Annotated in this window: 10 protein-coding genes; 6 read left to right on the top strand and 4 right to left on the bottom strand. The window is 68.0% G+C overall.

Annotated features, from left to right (window positions below; genetic code table 11):
* The first annotated feature begins 73 nt into the window (after positions 1-73).
* From AB0J95_RS31715 to AB0J95_RS31705, 3 genes are all read left to right on the top strand, one after another.
* On the top strand, positions 74-1,081 hold the full coding sequence (locus AB0J95_RS31715) for an alpha/beta fold hydrolase (RefSeq protein ID WP_364765978.1): 1,008 nt from the start codon (positions 74-76) through the stop codon (positions 1,079-1,081).
* Positions 1,082-1,089: 8 nt separating this feature from the next.
* Complete coding sequence (locus AB0J95_RS31710) at positions 1,090-2,925, top strand: diguanylate cyclase (protein WP_364765975.1); 1,836 nt, start codon at positions 1,090-1,092, stop codon at positions 2,923-2,925.
* 166 nt (positions 2,926-3,091) lie between these two features.
* Positions 3,092-3,922, top strand: coding sequence for a cyclase family protein (locus AB0J95_RS31705; RefSeq protein WP_364765972.1), 831 nt, complete (start codon positions 3,092-3,094; stop codon positions 3,920-3,922).
* Here AB0J95_RS31705 and AB0J95_RS31700 read toward each other — a convergent pair.
* On the bottom strand, positions 3,894-6,209 hold the full coding sequence (locus tag AB0J95_RS31700; protein ID WP_364765969.1) for an EAL domain-containing protein: 2,316 nt from the start codon (positions 6,207-6,209) through the stop codon (positions 3,894-3,896). The two genes, AB0J95_RS31705 and AB0J95_RS31700, sit on opposite strands and share 29 nt — an antisense overlap.
* A gap of 474 nt (positions 6,210-6,683) precedes the next feature.
* Here AB0J95_RS31700 and fxsA point away from each other — a divergent pair, with 474 nt between their 5' ends.
* From fxsA to AB0J95_RS31685, 3 genes are read left to right on the top strand one after another with little or no spacing between them, the layout of a single operon-like run.
* Entirely contained in the window at positions 6,684-7,037 is a 354-nt protein-coding gene (gene fxsA, locus AB0J95_RS31695) for an FxSxx-COOH cyclophane-containing RiPP peptide (RefSeq protein ID WP_364765966.1), read from the top strand.
* Between the two features lie 36 nt (positions 7,038-7,073).
* Positions 7,074-8,279, top strand: a complete 1,206-nt coding sequence (locus AB0J95_RS31690) for an FxsB family cyclophane-forming radical SAM/SPASM peptide maturase (protein WP_364765963.1) — start codon at positions 7,074-7,076, stop codon at positions 8,277-8,279.
* Between the two features lie 14 nt (positions 8,280-8,293).
* Positions 8,294-9,949, top strand: coding sequence for an HEXXH motif domain-containing protein (locus AB0J95_RS31685; RefSeq protein WP_364765960.1), 1,656 nt, complete (start codon positions 8,294-8,296; stop codon positions 9,947-9,949).
* Here AB0J95_RS31685 and fxsT read toward each other — a convergent pair.
* From fxsT to AB0J95_RS31670, 3 genes are read right to left on the bottom strand one after another with little or no spacing between them, the layout of a single operon-like run.
* Entirely contained in the window at positions 9,938-14,161 is a 4,224-nt protein-coding gene (fxsT, locus tag AB0J95_RS31680) for an FxSxx-COOH system tetratricopeptide repeat protein (RefSeq protein WP_364765957.1), read from the bottom strand. The two genes, AB0J95_RS31685 and fxsT, sit on opposite strands and share 12 nt — an antisense overlap.
* Entirely contained in the window at positions 14,158-15,171 is a 1,014-nt protein-coding gene (locus tag AB0J95_RS31675) for a MoxR family ATPase (protein ID WP_364765954.1), read from the bottom strand. Before AB0J95_RS31675 ends, fxsT begins: the two co-directional genes overlap by 4 nt.
* 10 nt (positions 15,172-15,181) lie before the next feature.
* Entirely contained in the window at positions 15,182-16,642 is a 1,461-nt protein-coding gene (locus AB0J95_RS31670) for a hypothetical protein (protein ID WP_364765951.1), read from the bottom strand.
* Positions 16,643-16,732 lie beyond the last annotated feature (90 nt).

The raw sequence follows: 16,732 nt of genomic DNA, 5'->3' as shown, positions 1-16,732 counted from the left end.
CTACTCCAGCCTGCCTCCGCAGTAGCATGCAGCGGCTCGATATCACTTCCCCGATCTGGGAGATGACACACTGGTGCGCCCGCTGAGAACGCTCGCCGGAATCGTGATCACGTTTCTGTTCTTCACCAGTACCCCCGCTTTGTCCGCGACACCGGCTGCCCGGTGCACGCAGATGGATGTGCCGGTCACGTATGGCCTGCTGCTGCCCGGCAGCGTGCACGGCCAGCTCTGCCTGCCCGGCAGCGGCACTCCGCGCACCGTGCAGCTGCTGGTCCACGGCGGCACGTACAACCGTTTCTACTGGGACATCCCGGTGGACGGCTATTCCTACCAACGTGACATGGCCGCGAACGGAATCGCGACCTTCGCAATGGACGCGCTCGGTTCGGGCGGCAGCACCCAGCCGCCCAGCGCGCTGATCACCGGCACCCTCGAGGCTTCCGCGGTGCACCAGGTGATCCAGAAGCTGCGCGGCGGTGGCGTCGGGGGCGCCCGGTTCGACCGGGTGATGCTGGTCGGGCACTCGATGGGCTCGGGCATCACCATCCTGGAAGCCACTTCGTACCACGACATCGACGGGCTGGTCCTGACCGGGATGACGCACTCGATGGACCTGGTCGCGCTGGGCCTGGTGTTCGTCGACGGGGTGCGGCCCGCGGTGCTGGACCCGGTGTTGTCCAGGCGGCTCAGCGATCCCGGCTACGTCACGACGATGCCGGCGACCCGCCATCTGTTCCACGATCCCGGTGTCGTCGACGCCGCCGTGCTCGCCGCGGACGAGGCCACGAAGGACCAGGTCGCCGCCACCGTCGTGCCGGACCTGCTCACCTTGGCGTTCCTGAGTCCGTTGTCCCGCGGCGTGAACGTGCCGGTGCTGATCGCGAACGGCGCCCAGGACTCGTTGTTCTGCACGTACAACTGCGCCAGTGAGGCCTCCCTGCGGGCCGCGGAGGCGCCGTACTTCACCGCGCCGCTGGAGGTCCACCTGACCCCGCAGGCGGGCCATTCCGTCGCGCTGTCGGTGAACGCGGCCGACCACCGGGCGGCGATCCGGGACTGGATGGGCCGGCACACCGGATGATCGTGCCCGTGCCCAGCGAGCCCTTCCCCGCCGGCGCGCCGCGCCGGCGGGACCGGCTTGTCCGCAAGTGGGCCAATGAAGTCACGTCCAGCACGCACGTCGCCATGCAGCCGGCGGACTTCGAGGCGGTGCTGACCGAGCTGGTGGACCTGTTGGTGGACGGCCTGCTGGCCGAGCCGTTCGACGCGGACTTCGCGCTGGAGTGCGGCGCACAGCTGGTCGAGGCGGGCTGCACCGACCCGCGAGCACTACGGTCCACAATGGACGTTCTTGGCTCCGGGCTGCTCGCCCTGCCGGATCTCGTCGGCGTGCCGCGGGTACCGCAGAAGGTCGTGCAGCTGCTCGGCACGATGTCGACCGGATACGCGGAAGCTTTGCGGGAGAGCACGTTCGCCCACCAGGAGACGCTGAGCCGGACGCTGCGGCAGGCGCTCGACGACGTGCGCCGGGACCTGCGGATGATCACCGCCCAGTTCGAGCTGGTGGTGAAGGCGACCTCGAACGGGGTCGCGATCTGCGACCGGGACGGCGCTTTCGTCTACGCCAACAACATCTTCCTCAACGTGCTCTACTACACGGCGGCCGAGCTGCGCGAGCTGACCCTGTTCGACGTCATGCCCGACCTGAGGCTGACGCCGGACGGCGTATCCGTCCAAAAGCGACAGAAGCTGCTCGGCAAGGACGAGGAGGTCACCTGGGCGTCGGTCACCGTGTCCTCGACCGAGGAGCACCTGATCGCCGTCGTGGCGGACCGCACCGAGCTGGACCTGCTGCAGGGGCAGCTGAACCACCAGGCCCTGCACGACATGGTCACCAGGTTGCCCAACCGCCAGTTTTTCACCACCAGGCTGGAACGCGCGCTGCGGCATGGCGCGGTCACCGTGTACCACCTCGATCTGGACGCGTTCTCGCACGTCACGCACGGTCTCGGCCGGGCGGCGGGCGACCTCGTGCTCACCACCGCCGGGCAGCGGCTGGAAGCCGTTGTTGCGCAGGAGAAGGCGATGGTCGCCCGGGTGGGCGCGGACGAGTTCGCCGTCCTGGTCGAGAACCCATCAACGGATGTCAGCACGACCATGGCCCGGTTCCAGGCCGCGCTGGCCGAGCCCGGCGGTCACGTGACGTCGGCGTGCGCCGGGGTGGTCGACCGTCCACAAGGGATGACCGCGGCCGAGGTGCTGGACGCCACCGAGCTCGCGCTGTTCCGGGCCAAGCGCTCGGGCACCGGGCAGTGGTCGTCCTACCATCCCGCGCAGGACGTGCGCGACCGGGAAGCCTTCCGCCGCACCATGTCCCCGCCCAGCCAGGTGCTGCTCACGCACACTCCCGTGGTCCGCCTGCACGACCGCAAGACCATCGGCCTTGACGCCGTGCTGAACGTGCCCGGCATGCCCGCGCGCCTGCTCAAGCTGGCCGCCGAACGCGCCTGGCAGCACCCGGGCCTGCGGATCCACATCGGACTCGAAGCGCACGCCACCGGCGAGGTGCTGGCCGCGCTGGACGAGACACACCTTGCCCCGCAACGACTGTGGCTCGGTCTGCCGGCGGCCGCATTGAGCACGGAGACCGTGCAGCCGCTGACCGACGCCGGAGTGCGAGTCGAGGCTCGTGATTTCACCGCCGAGCACCTGCCGCAGCTGGCCGACATGCCCATCGACGCGGTCCGGATCGGTCACCGCCCGGCCCGCAACTTCCTTGTCACCCAAGCGATGCGCTCACTCACCGCGATGGTCCACATGACCGAGGCCGAGGTGATCGTGGAGGGTGTGCCGGACGAGCAGCAGGCGCTGTGGTGGCAGGAAGTGGGCGCCGACGCGGCCACCGGAGCCTTTCACCGTCCGTGATCCCTTGCGTCCCACCGGTTACCGCGCGGAGCCGAACATGCGCGCCCCGTGATCTGTGAATGTGCCGGGGTTTGGCGCGAGTGGATGCGGGTGATATTACCGTGCCGACGAATGCGGCCGCGGGGTTTCGTTGAGCCGGCGTCGAACGCGAGTGGAAGGCGAACGGATGGCAGTGAAGAGAAGGGCTTTGGCCGCGGGCATCGCCGGGCTGTTCGGAAGCCTGACCGCGGGCCGGGTGGCGGCCGCGGAGACGGCGGCCACGCCGCCGATGCGACTGGACCAGCTGACCCTGGTGAACCTGTCGCACGTGAACGACCCGGCGACCACCAACGTGTTCCCCGGCGACCCGGCGTTCACGTTGGAGACCATCGCGACCATCCCCAATGACGGGTACTACCTGCAGTTCGTCCGCGAAGGCGAGCACACCGGCACGCACTGGGGCGCACCCGGTCACTTCAACACCGGCGAGCCGCTGGCCGACCAGATGGAGCCGGGCGACCTGTTCCTGCCCGCGGTGAAGATCGACGTGCGGGACAAGTGCCGCAACAACCCCGACTACGCCGTCACGATCGACGACATCAAGGCGTGGGAGCGCTGCTACGGCCGGATCCCGAACCAGTCGATGGTGATCATCTGGACCGGCTGGGAGTCCAAATGGGGCACTCCGGCGTTCCCGAACCAGGACGCCGACGGGGTGCTGCACCAGCCAGGGTTCGCGATCCCGACGGTGCGCTGGCTGATCGACACCGGCCGGATCGGGCGGCGCGGCGGTACCGGGACCGACACGTTCAGCCCGGACGTGGGCACGGATGAGACCTACACAGTGTCCAAACTGGTCTATCAGCGGCACCGGATCAGCCTGGAAATCCTGGCCAACCTGAAGGCTTTGCCGGCCACCGGGGCATGGATCCTCGCCGGTGGCCCGATCAACCGCAACGGCGCGGGCTCGACCGCGACGATCTTCGGGGTCATCCCTCCGGGTGTACAAGCGGGTTGACGTGCCGGCGTGACGCGGACAGCGGCCCGGGGCGGCCGAAGCGGTAGCCCTGGGCCAGCGCGCAGCCGGCCGCGATGATCCGTTCGGCCTGCTCGGCGGTCTCGATCCCCTCGGCGACCACGGCCAGGCCGAGCGAGGCGCACAGGCCGACGAGCGAGCGGCACAGCGCCGCGTCCCGTTCCGGCTGGCCGCCGATGGTCAGCGAGCGGTCCAGCTTGATCAGGTCGACCGGCAGGGCGTGCAGGTAGGTCAGCGAGCTGTAGCCCGCGCCGAAGTCGTCCAGCGCCACCCGAACGCCCAGCGCCTGCAGCCGCCGGATCGCCTTGGCGCCCTCGTTGAGGTCCAGCACCGGCACGGTCTCGGTGATCTCCACGACGAGCTGGCCCGGTGCCAGCCGGTAGCGCTGCACGGCCAGCCGGATACTGTCCTCGAGGGCGGTCGTGCCCAGGCGGCTCGCGCCGACGTTGACGTGCACGGCGAGGCCCAGTTCGGCCTTGGTGATCTCGCGGCAGGCCAGGTCCAGCACGAGCATGTCGAGTTCCGCGCCCAGTCCCGCGCCTTCCACCGCGCCGACGAACGCCTCCGGGGAGACCTGGGTGCCGTCCGGGGCGGTCCACCTGGCCAGAGCCTCGACCGCGACCGGCACTTCGTCGTTCAGCCGGACAATGGGCTGGTAGGCCAGGCTGAACCCGACCGGGATACCGCCCTGGGCCTGGCGCAGCGCGGTCGGGAAGTCCGGCGGCCCGTCGTGGGACGGCCGGTAGACCACCGCGGTGTCCTTGCCGAGGCGCTTGCCCGCGTACATCGAGGTGTCCGCGCGGCCGAGCAGCACGTCCGGGGTGATCAGCGGTTCGGTGAGGTCCGGGACCACCAGGCCGAGGCTGGCACGGACGGTGACCAGCGTGCCGTGCACCGCGAACGGGCGGCGCAGGGCCTCCCGGATCCGGTCCCCAATCGCCTGTGGCGCTTCCTCCTCGCCCTCCAGCAGGATCGCGAACTCGTCGCCGCCGAGCCGGGCCACCATGTCGCCGGAGCGCACGCAGCCGAGCAGCCGCTGGCCGACCGCATGCAGCAGGACGTCCCCGCCCGCGTGCCCGAACCGGTCGTTGACCTCCTTGAAGTCGTCCAGGTCGACGAAGATCAGCACCATCGGCTGGCGGGTCGGTTCGGCAATGGCGTGGTTGAGCCGTTCCGCGAACAATGCCCGGTTCGCCAAGCCAGTGAGAGGGTCGTGGTAGGCCTGGTAGGCCAGTTGCTGCTGACCCTCGTACACGCGGCGCAGGAGCAACCTGTTGTCCAGCAACGAGAGCAGCTGGCGGGCCAGGACCAGGAAGATCACCAGCACGCTGAGCATGACCTCGACCCAGTCCGGACCATCGCCGAACAGCAGCTGGCCCGTGATCAGCAGGACCACTGCCGTCACGGGAATGTAGGGCAGGACGAGTTGGAGCCAGTCGACGCCGCCGGTGCGGGTGTCCTCGCGGCGCTTCTCGCGGGGCATCACCAGCAGCGCGTACGTGATCAGCAGCGGACCGATGACGAAACCGGCGTCGGACCACGGTTTCATGCTCTCCGCGCCGATGCTGACCAGGTACGCGAAGATGCTGTCCGAGCAGGCCAGCGCCACGATGCCGGCCGCCAGCAGGAGCAGGTTGGCGCGGTATGGGCGGTCGACCCGGTCGAACACCACCATCAGCACGGCCACGACCACGATGACCAGGTCGGACAACGGGTACGCGATGGCCACCGACCAGGCGAGCGCGTCCGGCGCGGTGGCCTGCACGAGCGCGGCCAGCGCCGAGGTCCAGACCAGGATGAACAGCGACCCGATGACCACCAGGCCGTCCAGTACCACGGCGACACCGAAGTGCGCCGTCCACTGCATGGGCCGCCAGCGTTGCCGGTCCTCCGGCCGGTGGCGCGCTTTGGCCAGGACGAACAACGCGGGCAGGGCGAACACCGGGAACGACAGGTAGCCCACATCGGCCAGCGACGGCGACGGCAGCCCCTCGTTCTCCACCAGCTGGTGCCAGGACCAGACGAACTGCCCGCACGACCACCCGAACATCCCCACGGCGATCAGCAGCCGCCACCACCGCTGCGGCCCGGTCACCCGCCTGGCCACGACCCATCCGCACACAGCGGCGGACAAACCGGTGCTGAGCTGCAGCGCGTCATCGACCCACTGCGCGAGCGTGTCCCCCCACAAGGCCATGCCGTTGACAACGACGACCACGGCCATGACCACGACCAGCGACACCGCCAACTGGTAGCGCCGAGTTGTCATGGCACCTCACGGAGAAGTCAGTGCGCCGGTCAGACTGATGCACATTACCTCAAACCCATCCCCCGCCACCGAGCCACATGTCCCCCGAATTCCCATTCCCACCCCTTTCCCACACCCCCACCACCAACAGCCGGTGTGTTTCGAGTTTCGGCCCGGTGAATTCCGCCGGCCCCCGGCGAACAGTCGCCACTCCGGCATTTCCACCCCGGTTGGATTCTCACCAACAGTGACGGCGCCGGTCTCCCTCCGCAGCCACCCCACACCTCACCCACACCGGCGACCCCGCCCAGCCCGACGCCCCCGCCCCGCTGCACCCCACCCTGACAACCGTTACCGTTTTGAGTCCCTCGATGGACTCACAGCACCACCCAGCCGTGCCGGTCACTTGAGCTTGACTTAATAGCAGACCACGTGCTTCGCGGGCATAATAGGCATTGGTCATGGGGGACCACATGGCTCGATCACTGTTTGCTGATGCCGCCGTACCTGTTCGTGTCTACTCGGCATCTCAGCTGGTCAGGCTATGCGACACTCGATGAGACGCCGGTCAGGACTGTGCTATATCGTTTGCGCGTCCGAGCCATCCTGGTGCGGCTCAACACCACCCGATGCCGCACCTCGATGGACGGCATGTTAGGAGATTGGGGATACGGCGTGACCGTTCAGCCGCCGTCGGACCGCGACACGCATTTTGTCGACGTGAGCGGAATACCGATGGACCAATTGCTGCGGCTGGGCGACTCGGCGCTGGGACTCGCGATAGACAGGTTGGCGCGGGAGGTCGAGAGCCCGCAGGACGCGGTGGCAGGTTACAGCTCGGCTGTGTGAGGGTCCGGCGGTCTGGTTACGGAGTAGGGTGCGCGGGTGGCCGACGAGTGGCCGATCGGCGGGCTGGATGTCGCCGCACTGACTGTCGGTGGGTGGCGGCCGCACCCGTTCACGCAGTTCGTCCTCAAGGTCCACAGTAGATGCGACCTGGCCTGCGACTATTGTTATATCTACACTCTGGGTGACAGCACGTGGGCGTCACGTCCCAAGGTGATTACCCCGGCGGTGATGCGAGCAGCCGCCGGGCGGATCGCCGATCACTGCTCGAAGCATGAACTCGCTGAGGTCATGGTCGTTCTGCATGGTGGCGAACCGTTGCTGGCAGGGCCATCGGTGATCCGCGAGGTCGCGGCCGTACTGCGATCGGCGCTGCCTGGCCACACCACACTGAACCTGCAGATCCAGACCAACGGCGTGACACTCGATCGGTCGATGCTCGATCTGTTGCTGGGGTTGAACATCAAGGTCGGCGTCAGCCTTGACGGAGCGCAACCACAACACGACAAACATCGTCGCACGGCCCGCGGCACCGGCAGTTATGAACACACGGCGCGGGCATTGAAGTTGCTGAGTTCGCCCGAATATCGGGCGATTTTCGCGGGTTTGCTGTGCGTGATCGATGTCGACGGCGATCCGGTCGAAACGTACGAAACTCTACTGTCTTTCTCCCCTCCCGCGGTGGATTTTTTGCTCCCGCACGGGAATTGGACGACCCCGCCGCCGAATCGGGCCGTTGGGGATCCTCGGACGCCGTACGCGGACTGGCTCGGCGAGGTGTTCGATCGCTGGTACTCGGCGCCACGGCAGGAAACCCGCGTCCGCCTGTTCGAGGAGATCATCAACCTGACGCTCGGCGGCGCCAGCGTCAGCGAGCAGGTCGGCCTGAGTCCGGTGGCCTGCCTCGTGGTCGACACCGACGGTTCACTCGAACAGGTGGATGCGCTGCGCTCAGTCGGCCACGGCGCTGCCGACACCGGGCTTACCGTGTTCGGCAACGACTTCGACGATGTCCTGCGGCATCCGGCGATTGTGGCCCGGCAGATCGGGATGGCCGCACTACCCGAGACATGCATGGACTGCCCGATCAGGCACATTTGCGGTGGCGGTCACTACGCGCATCGGTACCGGCGCGGCAGCGGCTACCGCAACCCATCCGTGTACTGCCCCGACCTGACAAAGTTGATCGGCTACGTGACTGGCAGACTTCGAGCGGACATCTCGGAGCTGCTGGAGACGACTTGATCAACACCTTCCGCGTGACAAACGACTCGCTCGACGCCTTCGCCGCCGGATCGAGTGATGCCGTAGGCCGCAAGCTGTTGCGTTCCATCCAGCTGAGCAAGCATCTGCTTCTGTTCCGCGAGCTGATCACGCAAGTGGACGACAACGACGCCCGTCTCAAGGCCGGTCTCGACCTGTTCCTCAAGGCTGACAACAAGAATCGGGATGCGGCACTGACCGTCATCGGGTATCCGCACACCGGAGCCTGGCTGATGCGATGCCTGCGCACCCACGATGATCCTCAGTGGACAGACTTGGCCCACTTGAACAACGTGGCCGTCGCAGCCGCGATCCGCGCGGGCTTGGACTTCGCGATCCCAGTTCCGGTGCGGGACGGGAAGGTTCATCTGCCCACGATGGGCGCCGCGGACGTGAACCCGCACAGCCAGAACGTCACCGCCAGCGGCAAGGACGGCCGCTACTGGATCGACAGCGTCGAGCTGCCGACAGACCCTCGTCAGGACGGCCCGGGCTGGCACGCGGTGCACGCCTTGGGCCCGGTCCTGCTGGACGATCAGGATCCCTACCGGCCGATCGCGAAACTCGGCTTCGCCCAACGACTTTCCCCGGCGGATGCGGCGAAGTGGCGCGAGACCTTCGATGCGGCCATGGCCGTGATGGCCGACCGGGTGTGGATCGACGAGGTCAACGAGCTGATCATGTCAATCGTTCCGTTGCGGCGCACCGAGACCGGGCACGGTATCAGCGAGACCTCCCGGGATGCGCTGGGCAGCTTCTCGATGACGCTGCCGACCACCGCGGACTCGTTCGCGGCGACCCTGATCCACGAAGCCCAGCACAACAAGCTCTCGGCGCTGCTCACGGCTCTGCCGTTGCTCGACGAGGCACCGGTCCAGCGGTACTACTCGCCGTGGCGTGGCGATCCCCGGCCGCCGTACGGTCTGCTGCACGGCTGCTACGCATTCATGGCTGTCACTGACTTCTGGGGGTCTCGCCGCACGGTCAGCGAGGTGGCCGCGTTCGAGTATCTCCGTGGGGTGCGGCAGGTTCGTACCGGACTGCGCACCCTGATCGACATCCCGAACCTCACCGCGGCGGGCAAGGACTTCGTGTCCGCGATGCTCGAGAAGGCGGAAACCTGGGACACCACCGGGATTTCCGATGAGGTCGTCGCCATCGTGGACGACGCCATCGACGAACACTGGATCACCTGGTGCCTGGCCAACAGGTTGGTCACGCCAGAAGACGTCACCACACTGAAAACCGCCTGGCTCAACGGTTCCGCGCCCGGCCCGTTGCCGCCCGCACGGGTCACGGGACCGGCTCCGGTCGTACTCACCGAGAATCCCCGCCTGCGCCTGGCCAGCCTTCGGCTGGCGTCGGTGGAGCAGTTCGAAACCCTGCGCGACAAGGCACACCAAGCCGAGTACCCCGGCCTGACACCAGGGAACACCGCCTTGGTGGAACGCGACTATCGCACCGCCTGGAACTCCTTCGCCGCAGAGGCAAGCGAGAACGCGACGGCCACCTGGATCGGGCTTGCCCTCGCCGGATACCGCACCGGACAGTCCCCGCTGTGGGCCGAGCGCCCGGAGCTGGTCCGCGCGCTGTGCGAACAGCTCGACGACCCGGCGCCGGACGCGGTCGCGGACTGGTTGTCAGGTCGGTGACACCTCGTAGTCACAGTCCGCGCGGGCACCTTCGGAGATCTTCCTGACCACCGGGTGACTCTCGCCGAGCTGCCTGGACAGCTCGGCGAGCGCGGCCTCGAACGCGGCTCGCCCAGCCTCGGCTTCACCGGTCGCCTGTAGATCAAGCGCCGCGTTTATCGCACACGCCAACGTGTACGGGGCCGTGTCACCGCGGACCATCCGCGACCGCGCCAATGTGTCCATGGACATGGCACGCGCCTGATCGTGCTTGTGCAGCATCGCGAGATCGCTGGCGAGATTGATGGAACAGCACAGGACGATCGGATGGTCCGCGCCGAGCACTGCGATCAGCTCGGGCCGCGTGCGTTGGTTCATCGCCAACGCCGATCGGTACTCGCCGATGTGCCGCAGGACGATCGCGAGGTTCGCGGCGCAGGCCAGCGTGAACGGGTGCGAGGGGCCGAACGTCTGGCCGTACCGCTCGAAGGCATCCGTCAGCGTCTTCCTGGCGAGCGTGAGGTTACCGTTGTCCCGCAAGGCGTTGCCGTAGCTGGTCGTCGCCGCCAAGGTGTGCTCGTGGTTCGGGCCGAGGCGTTGCCTGCAGCGCGTCAGGTGATCCAATGCCGCGGCCTCAGCCCTGGCATACTGTCCGGTCTTGCGCAGCCCGATGACGATGTTCCTTGCTGCCAACAACACGTCGTTGTGGTCGGGCCCGAGCATCTCCACATGCCTTGGCAGCACTTCTTCCTGCATCCGCAGGGCACGTGCGTAGTCGCCCATCTTCATCATGTCGCGAACGTTGTTGCTGAGCGACAGAAGCGTCCGTGGGTGGTAGTCGCCGAAGATGTCGCGGAACCGGCGCAGCGAGTCTCGGTCCAGGTCGGCGGCTCGCTGCCCGTAGCCCAAGAGCCGGAAGTTCACCGCCAGGTTGCTGGCCACTCGTACAGTGGCTTTGTCGTTCTCCCCGAACACCCGGATGTGCCGAGCGTAATTGTCCTCATCGGACTCAAGGGCCTGCCGGAACAGCCCGCGCTTACGCAGATCCGCGGCGAACATGTCGGCCGCCGCGAGGGTGTGCTCGTGGTCGGGGCCGAGGGTCTCGCGCATCCGGGCCAGCGTCTCCTCGTTCAGCTCGAAGGCCCGTTCCGAGTCGCCCAGTGCGCGCAGCGCGTTCGCCAGGTGCCGCCGGGCGATCAGGGTCCACAGTTCGTCCCGGCCCCAAGTGTCCTGCCACACCTGGACGACGACCTCGCCGAGATCCCGGCTGCCTTCGTAGTCGCCGCGCACGAAGCGGTAACGGACCTGGTCGAGGGCGACCTTCCTGGTCTCCTCGTCGCGCGAGTCGATCACCCCGGCCGGCACGATGTGTGGGGAAAGCTGTTCGTGCACGGCCCAGTTCGCCGCGTTGTCCGGCTCGCTGGGGTTGGCCGCCGCCAGGATCCGGCGAGCCGCCCGCCACATCGTCTCCTTCGTCTCCGGCGTCATGTTCGCGCGCAGCACCGCCTGCACGAGGCGGTGCACGACGAACTGATCGGCAACCGGATCCATCCCAGCGAGTGCGTAGCGGCTGATCTCCCGCAGCGCGCGGCGCAGCCGGATGTTGTCGCGGACTATCGCGGCCAGCGCATCCGGCAGGTCGGCGTGCCGGCCCGCCCAGAACAGGTCCACCGGGATGGGTTCCGCGCCAAGGAAAGCGCAGACCTCCAGCAGCTGGACCGCGTCCGGGGACTGCGCACGCAGGCCGTCGAAGGAGAGCTGCCAGGTGGCGCCGAGCGTCGCCGGATAGCCGGCCGGTGGGTTGTCGGTGAGCAGTTGCAGCTTGTCGTCGAACAGCTCCAGATACTCGCGTACCGGCATGCCGGTCTCCGCCTGCCAGGCGGCCGCCTGCCCGAGCGCGAGCGGCAGGTCGCCGAGCCGTTCGGCGAGCTCGTCGGCCTCTTCACGGGTGATCCGCGGCGCGCGGCGCAGCAGCAGCTCGATGCTCTCCTCCCGGTGCAGCACCGGGACCTCCGCGATGCGCGCCACCTCGGTCCAGGCCGCGTTGCGCGAGGTGATCAGCACATGTCCGGTCGGCACGGGAAGGTAGGGCAGCAGAGCGTCCGGCCGGTCGGCGTTGTCGAAGACCAGCAACCATTTCCGGAACGGCTTCTGCACCCGCAGCGCGTCCAGTACGAAGTCGATGGTCTGGGCGATGCCCGCGCTCTCCGGCAGGCGCATGATCTGCCCCAGCCTGGCCAGCGCCGTGCGGACCTGGTCCGGGTTCTCCGCGGAGATCCAGTAGATCAGTTCATAGTCGTTGGCGTAGCGGTACACGTACTCGACCGCGAGCTGTGTTTTGCCCACGCCGCCGAGTCCCTGCAACGTGTGCGGGAGCAGCGCCACGCGTTCGGTGCTCTCCCGTAACATCTGGCGCAACCTCTCGAGCATTTCGGCGCGGCCGGTGAAGTGCGGGTTACGCGGAGGCGCGCCGCGGACGATCGGGGTCTCCATCACGACGGACTCGTTCTCACGCTGGTCGTCGGCCGGCCAGAACGGCCGCACCGCGGCGAACCGGTTCTCGTCGGCAGGGCTGTCGAGGAAATCGTGCGCTCCGAAACTTGGTCTGCTGGTGACTTCGCGCCGCATGCGGCCATCGCTCAGCTGGCTCAGCCGCCGGGCCGCGTCGGCATACCGGCCACCCAATGATCGCAGCACATCGTAGGCGACCCGGGCGAACGGCCGGGACAGGCCCAGTGGCTGCGGCGGGTTCTCCATCGTCAGCAACGCCGGGAAGTCGTTGGGAGAGCCCAGTCGCTGCGACACGAAGGTGGAGACCTTGGACAGCACCTGCAAGGCGTCGCTGCGGGAGAGCTGGCTGAGCAGCTCAGCCCGTACGCCTGGCCGGAAGTCGTACTCGATCTCGTCCTCGTGCGGCCGCCGCGTCCGGCTGGGTGAGCTCAGGCCGTGCAACAGGTCGCTGAGGAACACCTCGGCGAGGTGCGAGGACTTGGACTCCGGCACCATCGCCTGTTGCACCAGCCGCATCACCGGAAGGGTCAGCGGGGCACCGGAAAGGTAGACGGCGAGCTTGTAGGCCTCCGGCGAGGAGCGGGCCCGGAACCGCTTCACCCGGTCCATGGCGCCGAGAGGCGCCACCGGGTCCGCCGGCAGCATGTCCACTTCGGACATCATGCCGGTGAAGATTGCCGTGGCGTCGACCCAGCCGGGTGTCGCGCCCGCGACGAGCGCGGCCCACCGGCCCAGCCAGCGAGGTTCCAGCCGGACAACGGGAATCGGCACACCCGCGGAGGTCAGGTCGGGTTCGAACGGGTCCGCCTCGGCATTGGCACGCACCAGCCATCGCGCGTTCGGCGCGCCGGGATTCTGGTTGTGCATCCGCACCGGCAGGAACTCCGGCACACAGTCGAGCCACAACCGTTGCGGCAGCAGCTGAACGATCGCGACCGGGCCGCTGCTCCCCCACCGGGCCAGAACCGGTGCCAGCGTGCCATTTCCCCATGCCCGGCCGACGCAGTCGGTCACCACCAGGATCATCCGGCGACCGGACGGGTCGACCAGCTCGGCGGGATCCCGCCCGGCCCGGTCAAGGCCCATCTCGCTGTGCAGCAACGCATGCCCGTCGCCCTCGGAGTCGCCGTCGACGAACCAGAGCCGCACGTCCCGGAACATGCCCGCGCGTTCCAGCATCTCGCGGAACTCGGCAACGGTCTGGTCCCACACGACCATCGACGCGCTGCTGTCCACCACCAGCGCGATGTCCAACCAGCGTTCGAGTTCGGGGCGGATGGACGGGATCCACAGGTTGGTGTCCGCGATCCGTTCGGCGGTCCGGTCCTCGTCCGGCACGGTGCGCCTGCGGGACTGGAACTTCCGGCTCAACGGCCGCAGCGACCGGCCGAGCTTCAGCTTGTCGGGTACCGCCGGGATGGCCGGGCTGCCGACCGGGACGCCCTGACGTGAGTTCACATCGGACGGCAGCCGGAAGGACGCGTTCCCGGTCTGCCGTCGGGGATCGGCGGGCGGCCGCACCGGCGGCAGGTCCGGTGGTGGCGCGACCGGTGAACCACCTCGCGCCGGATCGTCCAGCGGCGGCAAGGCATCCGGTTCACCGTCGGCCCCGTCCGCCGCGGTCGAGGGCAGGAACTCCGCGAGCCACAGCACGTCGGCGATGTCCGTGCTGGTGACCTCGGGATCTTGCGCACGGATCGCGGCGACGAGACGTTCGATCACTCCTGCCTCGCCGATGAGTCCAGTGGCTGGAACAGCGCGGTGTACAGGCGTTGCCGGATGTCGTCGGCCGGGCGAGTGCCGGCGCCGGCCAGGTAGAAGGCGTTCAGCAGCTGGTCGGTGGCCAGGTCGCCACGGTCGCGTGTGGACAGGAACCGCTCGATCAGCCGTTCGCTGTCGGTGCTGGCCGCGGGACCGAGGTGGCCGGCCACGATCTTGGCCAGTTTCCCGGCATCCGGCGGCTGGATGGACAACCGCACACACCGGCGAAGGAACGGCGGCGGGAACTCGCGTTCGCCGTTGGAGGTGATGACCACGAACGGGAACGCCGCACACTGGACCCGGCCGCCCACGACCGTCTGCGACACGTCGGCATCCTCGGTCATCACGCTGATCCTGGCCTGGTCGTCGGGCAGCCGGGTCAGCTCGGGGATGTCGAACCTGCCTTCCTCGAAGATGTTCAGCAGATCGTTGGGCAGGTCGATGTCGCTCTTGTCGAGCTCGTCGATCAGCAACACCCGCGGCCGCGGCCACGGCAGCAGCGCGGTTCCCAACGGCCCCAAGCGAATGTACTTGCCGACGTCCGGCGGCTCGGCGGACCGGTGCAGGCTGGCCTCCTGCAGCCGCCCGATGGCGTCGTACTGGTACAGCGCCTCCTTGAGGTTGGAACTGCTGGTGATCGGCCAGTACAGCACCGGGCCCAGCTTCAGCTCCCGGGCGACGTCGTGCGCCAGCGTCGACTTGCCGGTGCCCGGCTTGCCGGTCACCAGCAGCGGACGACGCAGGTACAGAGCCGCGTTCACCAGTTCCACCACATCGCGGTCGGGCAGGTACACCACCGGATGGTTGGCGGGGCCGTGCCCGTCGATGGCCGTGGTATCCGCCCAGACCCGCTCACCCGGTCCGGCGGGCCGGGAGAACGTGCGCCACGGCGGCGGATCCGGCAAAGCGGCGATGCCGTCGTGCGGCTCGGAGTCGCCCCGATAGATGTACCACTGGTCCTGGTCAGTCATATCGTCGTCCTCACTGCGTCTGGGGTGCCTGCAGCCGGGTTGAACGAGTGAAAGACTCCGGAATACGGCTGTAGTCGTCGTAAACCAGGGTGATGTGACTCCCCAAAGTCTGTTCCTCGTCGGATTGCCGCCGCAACCGCAACAGCGCGGTGGGCAGTTCGCCCAGCCCGTGCGCGGCCAGCAGTTTGCGGAGCACCTTCTCGAACACCGAGCCGAACGTCTCGTCGCGGACCCACACGATCACCGGAATCCCGGCGTACAGCGCGGCGGTCAGTTCGTCGGGCCGCAGGTCGGCACTCGACTCGGGCGGGAAGTTCATCGCCAGGGTCACCGTCGAGTCCTCGCTCAACAGGGCGCTGTACAGCGCTTTCGGCGCACGGGCGCCGGGAGTGCTCAGCCACATCACCGATTCCGGCGGCGTGCCCAGATGCCGGATGCCGGCCAGCCAGCGCGACTTCACCTGCCAGGCGCGGTGGGACTTGCGGCGGCGCATCCGGTCGAGGCTGCGGATCACCACCACGTAGTCGACGCCCAGGGCGTGCGGCAGGACCTCGTCGATGACCCATTGGTCGATCGGCAGATCGATCAGCCGCCTGGGCAGAATGAACTCCAGCATCAGCTCGGCATTGTCGCCCGCACCGGCGTGCGCCGCGCCGAGCAGATGCGGCAGCAGGTCCCTGACCTCCTCCAGCCGGAGTGCGTCGTCGTTGCGGTACAACGGTTCCTCGATCGAACCATGCCGCTGCAGCCAGGCCGAGGTGAGATACCGGTCCGGGTCGACACCGTCCGGCACCAATTGCAGCACCAGGTAATACTGGTGAACGGTTTCGAGCTGGGGCCGCGCCGAACAGAGCGCCCGCAGCTGACCCACCGGGACATTCTTGCGGCCGCCGATTTTGTCGATCCACCGATGGTGTTCCGCCTCGCGGTGCGGATCCAGCTGGTGCGCCAGGTAATCGACGAACATCAGCAACGGCGGCGGCCGGTCGAGGCCGCCGATGCAGCCCTCCAGCCTGCGGATCAGGTCGGCCGGATCGGCCACGTCCACCACCATCGTCTGCCAGGACCACGGCCCGGCCCACCGGAACGCCTCCAGCAATTGCCTGCGGTCGATCCCGGCCAGCAGCGCGACCAGTTCCTCGCGTTCGGCCTGGCGCAGGAAATCCTCCGGGAAAAGCGCCTCGACGAGCGCGTCCAGCTCGTACATCGCGCGGCTGCCCTGATGGAACTGGCGGACGATCTCGGTCAGCTTGCGGATGACGCCGTTGAGCATGCAGGTGGTCAGGATCGACCAGATGTCGTGCCGCAGATCGGGATAGCGGGCGAACGACAACCGAGGGCCCGCTTCCGCGTCGAGCACCTCCAGGTAGAGCTCGCGGGCGTGCGGGTCGCGAATCCCCGGGAGGGCCATGAACGCGGTACAGAGCATCTCGAGCTCTCGCACCGATAACGGACGGTCGCCGGACGACACGCCACCTCCCTAATGCCGCGCAGCCGCGGAAATCGCGCCGGTATGTTTTTGTCCCGATCCTCCTTCGGACAGCCTGAGCAACTGTAGCGG

The organism is Actinocrispum sp. NPDC049592, from assembly GCF_040675465.1.
Lineage (GTDB): Bacteria > Actinomycetota > Actinomycetes > Mycobacteriales > Pseudonocardiaceae > Kibdelosporangium.
The sequence above is the reverse complement of the archived record's forward strand: the minus strand, read 5'-3'. Positions and strand labels throughout refer to the sequence as shown.

Bases quoted from the DNA above. Each gene is read 5' to 3' on its own strand.
- AB0J95_RS31700 (WP_364765969.1), bottom strand. From the start codon at position 6,209: ATGACAACTCGGCGCTACCAGTTGGCGGTGTCGCTGGTCGTGGTCATG.
- AB0J95_RS31675 (WP_364765954.1), bottom strand. From the start codon at position 15,171: ATGACTGACCAGGACCAGTGGTACATCTATCGGGGCGACTCCGAGCCG.
- AB0J95_RS31705 (WP_364765972.1), top strand. From the start codon at position 3,092: ATGGCAGTGAAGAGAAGGGCTTTGGCCGCGGGCATCGCCGGGCTGTTC.
- fxsA (WP_364765966.1), top strand. From the start codon at position 6,684: ATGCCGCCGTACCTGTTCGTGTCTACTCGGCATCTCAGCTGGTCAGGC.